The organism is Streptomyces cacaoi, assembly GCF_006539165.1.
GTDB classification, from domain to species: Bacteria; Actinomycetota; Actinomycetes; order Streptomycetales; family Streptomycetaceae; genus Streptomyces; species Streptomyces cacaoi.
Genome location: NZ_BJMM01000009.1, coordinates 236,807 through 247,970, shown reverse-complemented (window position 1 = coordinate 247,970; position 11,164 = coordinate 236,807). Strand labels below are relative to the sequence as shown.

The 11,164-nt window shown below is 74.5% G+C and carries 7 protein-coding genes and 1 pseudogene; 3 read left to right on the top strand and 5 right to left on the bottom strand.

The annotated features are described in order from the left end of the window. Positions 1-342: 342 nt before the first annotated feature. Both SCA03_RS12115 and ptsP read left to right on the top strand, forming a co-directional pair. Complete coding sequence (locus SCA03_RS12115; RefSeq protein ID WP_030884841.1) at positions 343-792, top strand: PTS sugar transporter subunit IIA; 450 nt, start codon at positions 343-345, stop codon at positions 790-792. Between the two features lie 138 nt (positions 793-930). Further along, a complete protein-coding gene (ptsP, locus tag SCA03_RS12110) occupies positions 931-2,601 on the top strand; it encodes a phosphoenolpyruvate--protein phosphotransferase (protein ID WP_086815229.1) in 1,671 nt (556 codons plus the stop codon). A 115-nt stretch (positions 2,602-2,716) separates the two neighbouring features. On the opposite strand, the gene SCA03_RS12105 is transcribed toward ptsP, so the two are convergent. Further along, positions 2,717-4,747 (bottom strand): acetoacetate--CoA ligase, encoded by a 2,031-nt coding sequence (locus SCA03_RS12105; RefSeq protein ID WP_030884823.1) that lies wholly within the window; start codon positions 4,745-4,747, stop codon positions 2,717-2,719. 273 nt (positions 4,748-5,020) lie between these two features. Between SCA03_RS12105 and SCA03_RS12100 the strand changes: the two genes are divergently transcribed. Then, entirely contained in the window at positions 5,021-7,648 is a 2,628-nt protein-coding gene (locus tag SCA03_RS12100; RefSeq protein ID WP_141275368.1) for a glycoside hydrolase family 31 protein, read from the top strand. Between the two features lie 244 nt (positions 7,649-7,892). Here SCA03_RS12100 and SCA03_RS12095 read toward each other — a convergent pair whose 3' ends face one another. The 4 genes and pseudogenes from SCA03_RS12095 to SCA03_RS37400 all read right to left on the bottom strand — a co-directional run. Next, positions 7,893-8,702, bottom strand: coding sequence for an SAM-dependent methyltransferase (locus SCA03_RS12095; RefSeq protein WP_030884821.1), 810 nt, complete (start codon positions 8,700-8,702; stop codon positions 7,893-7,895). Positions 8,703-8,823: 121 nt separating this feature from the next. Beyond that, positions 8,824-9,699 carry a M15 family metallopeptidase gene (locus SCA03_RS12090; protein WP_086814288.1) on the bottom strand — a complete coding sequence of 292 codons (876 nt, stop codon included), beginning with the start codon at positions 9,697-9,699 and terminating at the stop codon, positions 8,824-8,826. 305 nt (positions 9,700-10,004) lie between these two features. Further along, positions 10,005-10,649: a GTP-binding protein gene (locus SCA03_RS12085; protein ID WP_086814286.1), complete on the bottom strand. Its 645-nt coding sequence runs from the start codon at positions 10,647-10,649 to the stop codon at positions 10,005-10,007. Next, positions 10,630-10,878: pseudogene (locus tag SCA03_RS37400) on the bottom strand (DUF742 domain-containing protein); the annotation flags it as partial. The pseudogene SCA03_RS37400 and the gene SCA03_RS12085, both read right to left, overlap by 20 nt. Positions 10,879-11,164 lie beyond the last annotated feature (286 nt).

Below are 11,164 nucleotides of genomic sequence, written 5' to 3'. Positions count from 1 at the left end.
TTTCCCAACTTACCAGACCGTTTTTCGTTTTCCGAATTCGGGCCGTGTTTGCACACAGCGCTCTTCGGTGTCGAAAAGGTGGTGTGGGATCCGCCCGTCGCTCCCGGCGTCGGGCAGGGGAACGACAGTACAGGCAGGGCCGGGGCGAGGCAAATCGATTCTGCCGGGGCACCGGTCGGGCCGGCGGGTGGTGGGCGTCGGACGCGTGTGGCCAGCGGCGCGGCGGGGGCCTGTGGGCGTGCGGAGGTGTTCGTTCCTATGACTTACGCTTCTGGACGGTGTGCCGTGCTTGGACAGGTAGCGACGGCAACTGATCGAAACTCCGCCCCTGGGAGGGTTCCCATGACCACCGTGACGTCCCCGTTGACCGGACGTGCCATCGGTCTGCCCGCTGTGCCGGACCCGGTTTTCTCCGGAGCGATGGTGGGGCCCGGCACCGCCATCGACCCCGTGCGTGAGAGGACCGAGGCGGTGGCTCCCGTGGACGGGATCGTCGTGTCGCTCCACCCGCACGCGTTCGTCGTCGTGGACGCGGACGGGCACGGTGTGCTCACCCACCTCGGTATCGACACCGTGCAGTTGAACGGTGAGGGCTTCGAACTGCTGGCGGCCAAGGGGGACTCCGTGACCCGTGGTCAGGCCGTGGTGCGCTGGGACCCGGCCGCGGTGGAGGCGGCGGGCAAGTCGCCGGTCTCCCCCGTCATCGCGCTGGAGGCCACCGCCGACTCCCTGGGCGACCTCGTGGAGGACGGCGACATCGAGCGGGGACAGCCGCTCTTCGCCTGGAGCTGACGCACGGCCCGGCGGTCTCCTCCCGTCGTCCCCTCCCCGGGCGCGCGTGCGCGGGGTCGATGCGGGCCGGCGGTGGCAGGGCCGGGCAAGGATTTCGCGGCGGCTCGCGGTCGCCGCATCGAACCGGAGACAGGTGAGATGGACACAACGCTTCGAGGCGTGGGTGTGAGCCACGGGGTGGCGATCGGCGAGGCGCGGCACATGGGCACCGCCGTGCTGGAGCCCCCGGCCAAGCAGATCGACACCGAGGACGCGCCGCGCGAGCAGCAGCGGGCGCGGCAGGCCGTGGAGGCCGTGGCCGCGGATCTGATGGCGCGCGGCAATCTGGCGGGTGGCGAGGCGCAGGCTGTGCTGGAGGCACAGGCCATGATGGCGCAGGACCCGGAGCTGATGGCCGATGTCGAGCGGCGGATCGCCGTTGGCAGCACGGCGGAGCGCGGCGTCTACGACGCGTTCGCCGCCTACCGGGCGCTGCTGGCGCAGGCCGGGGAGTACCTCGCGGGCCGCGTGGCCGACCTGGACGACGTGCGCAACCGCATCGTCGCGCGGCTGCTGGGTGTGCCGATGCCGGGTGTGCCGGACAGCGACGAGCCGTATGTACTGATCGCGCGGGACCTGGCGCCGGCCGACACGGCGCTGCTGGACCCGGCGTTGGTGCTCGGCTTCGTCACCGAGGAGGGCGGGCCGACGAGTCACAGCGCGATCCTCGCGCGGGCGCTGGGCGTGCCCGCGGTCGTGGCGCTGCCGGGCGCGGGCGAGCTGGCCGAGGGCACGGTCGTCGCCGTCGACGGGAGCACCGGCGAGATCGTGGTGAACCCGACGGACGAGGAGCGGGAGGCGCTGGAGCGGGCCGCCGAGGAGCGGAAGGCCGCGATCGAGGCGGCTCAGGGCCCGGGCGCGACCTCCGACGGGCACAAGGTGCCGCTGCTGGCGAACGTGGGCGGTCCGTCCGATGTGCCGGCGGCGGTCGAGGCCGGTGCCGAGGGTGTGGGGCTGTTCCGTACGGAGTTCCTGTTCCTGGACGACAGTGAGCGCGCTCCGTCGGAGGAGAAGCAGGCCGAGGCGTACCGGCAGGTGCTGGAGGCGTTCCCGGAGGGGCGCGTCGTGGTGCGGGTGCTGGACGCGGGCGCGGACAAGCCGCTGGAGTTCCTGACGCCGTCGGACGAGCCGAACCCGGCGCTCGGTGTGCGGGGGCTGCGGACGCTCCTGGACCACCCCGAGGTGCTGCGTGGGCAGCTGCGGGCGCTGGCGAAGGCGGCCGAGGGGCTTCCGGTGTACCTGGAGGTCATGGCTCCGATGGTGGCGGACCGGGCGGACGCCAAGGCGTTCGCCGACGCCTGCCGGGAGGCCGGGCTGGACGCGGAGTTCGGGGCGATGGTGGAGATTCCGTCCGCCGCGCTGCGGGCGCGTTCGGTGCTCCAGGAGGTGGAGTTCCTGTCGCTGGGGACGAACGACCTGGCGCAGTACACCTTCGCCGCCGACCGTCAGGTGGGCGCCGTCTCGCGGTTGCAGGATCCGTGGCAGCCGGCGCTGCTGGATCTGGTGGCGCTGTCGGCCGAGGCCGCCAAGGCGGAGGGCAAGAGCTGCGGCGTGTGCGGTGAGGCCGCGGCCGATCCGCTGCTGGCCTGTGTGCTGACGGGGCTGGGCGTGACCAGCCTGTCGATGGGGGCCTCGGCGATCCCGTTCGTCCGGGCGCAGTTGGCGAAGCACACGCTGGCGCAGTGCGAGCGTGCCGCCGCGGCGGCGCGGGCCTCGGACGGCGGTCCGGAGGCGCGGGCGGCCGCGCAGGCGGTGCTCTCCGGCGAGTAGGCGGACACCGGGCAGGCCGACAGGCTGCCCGACAGCCGGGCCGACGGCGGCCGGCTCCCGCGGTGTGCGGGGGCCGGCCGCCGTTTCGTGTGCCGGGCCGGGTCTTCCGTGCCGGTCAGGAGCGGCTGCGGGCGAGGCCCTCGTAGAAGCGGAGGAGTTCCGGGTTGTCGACGGAGCCGGGGTTGACCGCCTTCTCCATGGCGGTGCCCTGGAGAAGGCGCTTGACGGGGACCTCCAGCCGCTTGCCGGTGAGGGTGTGCGGTACGGCGGGGATCTCGATGACCTCGTCGGGCACATGGCGCGGGGAGAGGTTCTCCCGGAGGGTGCGCTTGATCTTGTCGCGCAGGGTGTCGTCGAGGACGGCGCCCTCGGCGAGGTGGACGAACAGCGGCATCCAGTAGCCGCCGTCGGGCTGTTCGACGCCGAGGACGAGGGACTCGCGGATCTCGGGGAGCCGTTCGACGGCCTCGTAGATGTCGGCCGAGCCCATGCGGACGCCCTGCCGGTTGAGGGTGGAGTCCGAACGGCCGTGGATGATCACGGTGTTGCGGCCGGTCAGCGTGATCCAGTCGCCGTGCCGCCACACGCCGGGGTACATGTCGAAGTAGCTGTCGTGGTAGCGGGAGCCGTCCGGGTCGTTCCAGAAGCGGACCGGCATGGAGGGCATGGGCCGGGTGACGACCAGTTCGCCGACCTCGTCGGTGAGGGGGTCGCCCTTGGGGTCCCACGCCTGGAGCGCGACGGCGAGGGACGGGGCCTGGAGTTCGCCGGTGTACACGGGCAGGGTGGGGACGGCTCCGGCGAAGCAGCTGCACACGTCGGTGCCGCCGCTGACGGAGGCGATCCACATGTCCTCGGAGACCTCGTCGTGGATCCAGCGGAAGCCGTCGGGGGGAAGCGGTGAGCCGGTGGTGGCCACGCACTTCACGCGGGAGAGGTCCAGGTCGCGGCCGGGGTGGACGCCGGCCTTGCGGCAGGCCATCACGTAGGCGGCGGAGGTGCCGTAGACGGTGGTGCCGGTGCGTTCGACGACGCGCCACTGCGCGTCCGGCGCGGGATAGCCGGGGCTGCCGTCGTAGGTGACGACGGTGGCGCCGGTCAGCAGGCCGGAGACCAGCAGGTTCCACATCATCCAGCCGGTCGAGGTGTACCAGAAGAAGCGGTCGCCCGGGCCGGTGTCGTTGTGCAGGACGAGCTGCTTGAGGTGTTCGAGGAGGATGCCGCCCTGGGACTGGACGATGGCCTTGGGCAGGCCCGTCGTCCCGGACGAGTACAGGACCCACAGGGGGTGGTCGAACGGGACCTGTTCGAAGCGGGGTTCGGCCTCGTTCGTCGTCAGCGCGTCCCAGTCCAGGGCGCCCTCGGGGGCGGGGGTGCCGAGCAGCGGGACGTGCACGACGGCGCGGAGGGTGGGCAGGTTCGCGCGCAGTTCGGACACGGTGCCGCGGCGGTCGTGCTCCTTGCCGCCGTAGCGGTAGCCGTCGACGGTGAACAGGACGACGGGCTCGACCTGCTGGAAGCGGTCGAGGACGCTGCGGGCGCCGAAGTCGGGGGCGCAGGAGGTCCAGACGCCGCCGACGGCGGCCGTGGCCAGCAGGGCGACGGCGGCCTGCGGGATGTTGGGGAGGTAGGCGCTGACGCGGTCGCCCGGCTCGACGCCGAGGCGGCGCAGCTCGGCCGCCAGGGAGGCGACCTGGGCGCGCAGTTCGCGCCAGGTCACGGGGACGGGGGCGGTGTGCTCCTCGTCGGCGTGCAGCAGTGCCGGTTCGTCGGCGCGGTCCGGGTCCTCGGCGGTGCGCAGGGCGTGTTCCGCGTAGTTGAGGGTGGCGCCGGGGAACCAGCGGGCTCCGGGCATCGTCTCGTCGGCGAGCACCGTCTCGTAGGGGGTGGTGAACCGGACGTCGGTCCAGGCGGCGAAGGCGGCCCAGAAGGTGGCCAGGTGCTCGGTCGACCAGCGGTGCAGCGCGGCGTAGGAGGCGGCGGGCGCCGCGGGGTCGGGCGCGGGCGCTCCGTGGTGCTCGGCGGCCCAGGTCTGGAAGCGGATCAGCGCGGTCCCGGCGAAGCGGTCGGGGCTCGGCTCCCAGAGGGGCTCGGGCGCGGGCTCCGGCCGGGTCGGTGCGCGGTGAGCGGGATCGGCTGCGGTCATTGCGGCTCCTGGCGTGCGTGGCGTCGGCTGGTGTCCATCTGTGCTTCCCCTCGCGTCCTCCCGCTTCCCGTTTCCCGGTGGCCGTGCCCGCTCACGGCGCCTCCGGGCGGGTAGGGGGAGGCTGGGCAGGACGATGCCACGTGATCATCTTTTCTGCCAGGGCCGGCGTCACACATCGGGGTCCGCGGCGTGTGCCGTGGCCATGGTGACCAGGGGGTGAACGGCAGTTGAACGGTGCGGAGGGTCCGGGTTCCGGGTGGCAGGCTGAGCGGCATGGACGCGCGTGACCTGGTGCGGTCGGTGAGGGCGGCCGCTTCGGCCCAAGGGGTGCGCGCCGCGCGCTCGGCCTGGCGCAGACGGCGCACGGACGCCGTAGGGCTGCCCCGGCAGCGCGGGGAGCGGGCCCGCGCGCCGGGGGAAGCGGTGGAGGCGGCGGGCGGGCCCGGCGGCGGCGAGGTCCGTTTCGCACGGTCGGTGCTGCGGGTGCGGGTCACGGTGACGGGCGCGGTGTTCCTCGGCTGGGACGGTGCGGGGCCGGAGCCCTCGTACGCGCTGGCCGCGGGGTGTCCGCCGGCGGATCCGCGTGCGGAGCTGGAGCCGGACAAGGACGGCGGGTGGCGGGTGGTCTCGGAGCGGATGCTGGTGGCCGTCTCGCGGCACGGCGCCGTCGAGGTGCGCACGCCCGGCGGGGTGCTGCTGCGCCGGGACCGGCCGCCGCGCTGGTGGGAGGGCGAGGCCGGGCGGCCGGGGCCGGACGCGGTGGCGGACGGGGCGGGCGCCCGGTGGTTGCAGCGCTCCGAACTGCCGCCGGACGCACGGTTCTTCGGGCTGGGCGGGCGGGACGGCGGGCCCCGGCTGCGCGACGGCGCCCACCGGTTGTGGAACGCCCCGCCGGGGGACGGTACGGCCCCTTCCGTGACGATGCCGGTGCTGCTGAGCGTCGCGGACGCGGGCACGCTGCTGGTCTTCCACGACAACCCGTGGGACGGCACCGTCGCGCTGCGCGAGGGCGTCGAGGGCCTGGGCTCGGGGCACGACCGGCCGGGGCGGTGCGAGGTGCGGATGAGCGGCGGTCCGCTGCGCTACTGGGTGGTGGCCGGGGCGCCGTCCCGGGTGCTGCACGGCTGGGCCGCGCTGACCGGGGCGCCCGCCCTGCCGCCGCGCTGGGCGCTGGGCCATCAGCACGCCGAGGAGGGGTCGGCGCGGGACCGGTCAGCGCGGGCGCGCGGCGGGCCGGATGTGCCGGGGCTTCTCGACCGCTACCGGCGGCACGGGCTGCCGTTGCGCGCCCTGCACACCGCTCGCACGGAGGGCACGCCCGGTCCGCCCCGGCGGGCCGCCGGAAGTCCGGGCGCCGGGGCGGCACTTGCCGAGCGGGCGGACGTGTCCGAGGGGGCCGGGAGCGCCGAGGGGTCCGGTCGGTCCGAAGGGCCCGGCGTGTCCGGTGTGTTCGAGGGGGTCGAGGGAGTCAAGGGGGCCAAGGGAGTCGAGGGGGTCGAGGGGTTCGATGAGGTTGGCGGGGTCGATGAGGTTGACGGGGTCGATGAGGTTGACGGGGTCGATGGGTGGGGAGTCCGGTTCGTCGCTGTTGTCGGTCCCGGGGTGCCGGCCGGGGGGCGTGGGGCGGCCGGGGCGGTGTACGGGAGCGGGTCGGCCGCCGACGCGTTCGTACGGGACGCGCGCGGTCTCGAAGTGCGCGGAGCGGCCCGGTCCGGTGAGGTCGTGTGGCCCGACTTCACCGATCCGCGGGTGCGCAAGTGGTGGGGCGGCCTGTACGCGGAACCGTTGTACGGCGGGGGCAGCGGGGTCGGTCAGGGCGCCGGCTGGGAGGCCGTCGCCCATGACGGCAACGAGCCCGCGGCACACAGCGTGCTCGGCGGGCCCGCGCTCCCCTCGTCCGCGCGGCACGCCCTGGAGGGACGCGGTGGCGACCACCGGGAGGCGCACAACGTCTACGCGCTGACGATGGCCAAGGCCGGCGACGCGGCACAGCGCGAACTGCTGCCCGAGCGCCGCCCGTTCCTCTTCTCCCGCTCCGGGTGGGCCGGGATCCAGCGCTACGGCGGCGTGTGGTCGGAGCACCCCGGGCAGGGCTGGGGTGCGCTCCGGGCCACGCTCTCCGCGGTGACGGGGCTGGGGTTGTGCGGGGTGCCGTACGCGGGGCCCGACATCACGGTTCCGGGCGCCGGCGCGGTCGCCGGTGGTGCGGGGCGGGCGGACGACGGGGCGGCGGGCGAGCTGTATCTGCGGTGGTTCCAGATGGCGGCGTACATGCCGCTGTTCCGCACCCGCACCGGTGCGGACGGGCACGGCGAGCCCTGGCGGTTCGGTGCGCGGGTGCTCGCGCATGCGCGGGCGGCGCTGGCGGAGCGCGAGCGTCTGCTGCCCTACTTGCTGACGCTGGCCCAGCTCGCCGAGCGCACCGGCGCACCCTATGTGCGGCCCGTGTGGTGGCAGCATCCGCGTGACCGCGCGCTGCGTGACTGCCAGGACGCGTTCCTGCTGGGCGACGCGCTGCTGGTCGCGCCGGTGCTGGAGCCGGGGGTGCGGGAGCGGACCGTCCGGCTGCCGAGCGGGCGGTGGTACGACACCGCGACCGGCGCGGCGTACGACGGGCCGCGCACGGTGCGGGTGCCCGCGCCCCTGGACCGGATCCCGGTGCTGGCGCGTGCCGGTGCCGCGGTGCCCGTGCGGGGCCCGGGCGGCGGGACGGAGCTGGAGGTGTGGCCACCGGCCCCGGGCCGTACGGGGAACGGGCTGGTCATCCGGGACCCGGGCCCGGGCTGGGAGCGTCCGGCCGCCGAGCGCTTCACGGTGCACCGCACCGCCGAGGGCGGCGCTGTGGTGGAGCGGGACGGCGGCGGTGCGGTCGGGTATCCGGTGCGGGTGCGCGGGGGATGACGGGGCGGGCGCCCGCTGCGGGGACGGCGCCGGGGTCCGTGCCCGGCCGACGCACCGCCGGCCCGGGACGGGCATGTCACCGCGCGGGCCGCGGGGCCGGGGACGGACACCTGGCGCGGGGCAGCCGGGCAGCCGGGCAGCCGGGCAGCCGAGGCCGGGTCGTGTCTTCGAAGTCCCGCCTGCCTGGCGGTGTCCGGCACGTGGCAGGCCCTCCGGGCGGACGCCGCTACGTCGAAGACACTCCCTAGGGCTTGCGGGCGAGGCCGCCGTGTACGGCGATTTCGGCCGGCATGCCGAAGGGCAGGACCTCGGGGCGCCAGTGGGGGCAGGAGACGACGCCGGGCTCCAGCAGTTCCAGCCCGTCGAAGAACTGCTCGATCTCGGCCGGGGTGCGCGGGGTGTAGGGCACGGCGCCGCTCCCGGCGTTGAAGCGGCCGATGGCCTCGGTGTAGGCGGGATCGGTGGTGCTGCCGTCGTTGAGGCCGAGGTAGCTGCCGGCGGGGAGGGCGTCGAGGAGGCGGCGGGTGACCTCCCGGGCCTCCTCGCGGTCGGCGACGAGGCCGAGGACGCCCATCAGCATCAGCCCGACCGGCCGGGAGAGGTCCAGGGTCCGGGCCGCCGCTTCCAGGATGTGGGCGGGGTCGCGGATGTCGGCGTGCACATAACTGGTGGCGCCCTGCGGGGTGCTGGTGAGCAGGGCCTGGGCGTGCGCGAGGACGAGCGGGTCGTTGTCGACGTAGACGATGCGGGCGTGCGGGATCTCGCGCTGGGCGACCTCGTGGGTGTTGTCGACGGTGGGCAGGCCGGTGCCGATGTCGAGGAACTGGGTGATGCCTGCCTCGCCCGTGAGGTACCGCACGACCCGCCCGGTGAAGGCGCGGGAGTGCCGGGTGATGTCGACCATGCCGGGGAAGACCGCGCACACCCGGTCGCCGGCGGCGCGGTCGACGGCGTAGTGGTCCTTGCCGCCGAGCAGGTAGTTCCAGATGCGTGCCGAGTGCGGGACGGCGGTGTCGATCTCGGTGGGTGCGGCGTACTGCGTCGGCTCCGTCATGGCTGTGCCCTTCTGCGCTGCCGGCCCCTCGCGGGTGCGGCGTGCCGGTGTGTGGCGCCCAACGTAGCGCCGCGGGGGCGGCGGTGGATCCCGGGGTGTGCGGGGTCGGTGCGGGTGGGGTTCAGTGGTGGTGGGTCAGGGAGCGGCGGCTGACGGGGAAGTCGAAGTAGGTGTCGGGGAAGGTCTCGGGTTCGTGGGTGAAGTGCCACCACTCCTCGGGGAGGTTGGTGAAGCCCTGGCGTTCGAGGCCCTTCTTCAGCAGCTGCCGGTTGGCCCGCTGGGCGGGGGTGACGCGGGCGTCGTCGGTGTGCGAGAGGGTGTCGAAGCAGTCGAACCCGGTGCCCGCGTCGACGGAGTTGTCGGGGAAGCGCTCGTCCTTCGGCGCGTAGCAGGGGGTCAGCGGCTCGCCGGGTACGTAGGGGCGGGTGGGTGCGGCGGGCAGCTTCGCGAGGGTGAGGTCGACGGTGCTGCCGCGGCTGTGCCCCGACTTCTCGGCGATGTAACCGTCCTCGAAGAGCCGGTCCTTGGCCACACGCGGATAGAACTCGCCCTTCATCTTCGTCGCTTCCGGGTCCGCGGCCCAGCGGACGAAGTGGTCGACGGCGCGCTGCGGGCGGTAGCAGTCGTAGACCTTCAGCGTGTAGCCCTGCCGGAGGAAGGCGCGCTGGGCGCGGGCCAGTGCGCGGGCGGTGTCCTCGGTGACGAGGCACATCGGGCTGCGGTAGCCGTCGACGGGTTCGCCGACGAAGTTGTGCGGGGTGAAGTAGCGGATGTCCTGGCGGATGGTGGGCGCCACCTCGCTGAGGGCCACGAACTCCCTGGGCGCGGTGGGCTGTTGGCCGTGGGAGGGGTGCGTCGGCCGGTGCGCGACCGGGGACGGCGCGTCGGGCGTGTGCGCTGCCGGGGTGGCGGCCTGGGCGGGTACGGCGGTGAGGGCGAGGGCGGCCAGTGCGGCGACGGTCAGCGGGGTGCGGGCTGCGGAGCTCGGGCGTCTCATGCCCCACTCGTCTACCAGGGACGGGGCCGCTCCACCAGGGAGCCCGCGCGGGCGGGGCCGGTCCGCGGGCACCGCCGGGCGGGGTGCCCGGAGGTGGGGAACGGCGGCTCGGGACCACCCCCGTCGGCCCCGTGCCGCCGTTCTCGTGGGTGGGGACGTCCCTCCCCCGGACGTGGTTCGGCCCGGTGGACGGCAGTACGGAGGTGTGAGGTCCTGGTGACACCGTCGTGACAGTCGGTACAGGAGTGTTCCCGGGAAGCCCCGGAGAGACGGGCCCCGGCGGCCCGTCCCGCTCCCGGAGCCGCTCAGCCCGTGGTGCTCGGGCTGCGCTCGGCCGGTTCGGCGGCCGGGCCGGTGGCCGCCGCCTGGGCGGAGGTGTGCAGCGCGTGCTCGACCACGGAGATCAGCACGTCCCGGGCCGACTCGCGCTGCCGCGCGTCGCACAGCATCACCGGTACCTCACCGTCCAGGTCGAGCGCCTCGCGCACCGTCTCGACGGGGTGCTGCTGGGCTCCGTCGAAGCAGTTGACGGCGACGGTGAACGGTATGCCGCGGCGTTCGAAGTAGTCGATGGCCGCGAAACTGTCGGCGAGTCTGCGGGTGTCGGCGAGCACGACGGCGCCCAGCGCGCCGTGTGCCAGCTCGTCCCACAGGAACCAGAAGCGGTCCTGGCCCGGGGTGCCGAACAGGTAGAGCACGAGCCGGTCGTGGATGGTGATGCGGCCGAAGTCCATGGCGACCGTCGTCGTCGACTTGGTCTCGACCCCCTCGGTGCTGTCCACCGGCCGGCCGGCCTCGGTGAGAGCCTCCTCGGTACGCAGCGGCCGGATCTCGCTCACCGCGCCGACGAGCGTCGTCTTGCCGACCCCGAAGCCGCCCGCCACCAGGATCTTCAGCGTGACCGGGTCGGCCGCCGCCGACCTGGCCCGCTTAGAGCGCCCGAAGACCATTGATCACCTCTCTGAGGATGCTGACGTCCGGCAGTTCGGCCGGCGGTACGGGCCGGGTCACGCGGACGAGCCCGGCCTCCAGGAGATCGCCGATCAGTACGCGCACCACCCCGACGGGCAGGTCCAGTTCGGTCGCCAGTTCGGCGACCGAGAGGTCCGCGGCGCGGCACAGTTTGACGATCTCGATGTGTTCCGGCGCGAGGGCCGCGTCGTCGAGCGGATCCTCCGCCTCGCCGTCCGCGGCTTCGCCGGCGTCCGGCGCGTTCCCGGGCTCCCGCCGCGCGACGGGCGGCGGGTCGACGGGGTCCATGGGGTCGATGGTGTCCAGCGCGACGGTGCGCCGCCCCAGGACCCGGCCGTCCCCCGCGGGCGCGGGCGCGGGAGGCGCGGGGTCGGGCCGGGGCTCGCGTCCCGCGCCCCGGCTCCCCGTGGCCGGCTCGTCGGCGATGACCAGCGCGATGAGGTCGAGCCGTTCGGCGTCCCCGGCCGTGCTGCGGGTCCGGCCGCGTGTCATG

Coding starts and splice junctions, on each gene's coding strand:
- SCA03_RS12100 (WP_141275368.1), top strand. CDS start 5,021: ATGGACGCGCGTGACCTGGTGCGGTCGGTGAGGGCGGCCGCTTCGGCC.
- ptsP (WP_086815229.1), top strand. CDS start 931: ATGGACACAACGCTTCGAGGCGTGGGTGTGAGCCACGGGGTGGCGATC.
- SCA03_RS12115 (WP_030884841.1), top strand. CDS start 343: ATGACCACCGTGACGTCCCCGTTGACCGGACGTGCCATCGGTCTGCCC.
- SCA03_RS12095 (WP_030884821.1), bottom strand. CDS start 8,702: ATGACGGAGCCGACGCAGTACGCCGCACCCACCGAGATCGACACCGCC.
- SCA03_RS12090 (WP_086814288.1), bottom strand. CDS start 9,699: ATGAGACGCCCGAGCTCCGCAGCCCGCACCCCGCTGACCGTCGCCGCA.
- SCA03_RS12105 (WP_030884823.1), bottom strand. CDS start 4,747: ATGACCGCAGCCGATCCCGCTCACCGCGCACCGACCCGGCCGGAGCCC.
- SCA03_RS12085 (WP_086814286.1), bottom strand. CDS start 10,649: ATGGTCTTCGGGCGCTCTAAGCGGGCCAGGTCGGCGGCGGCCGACCCG.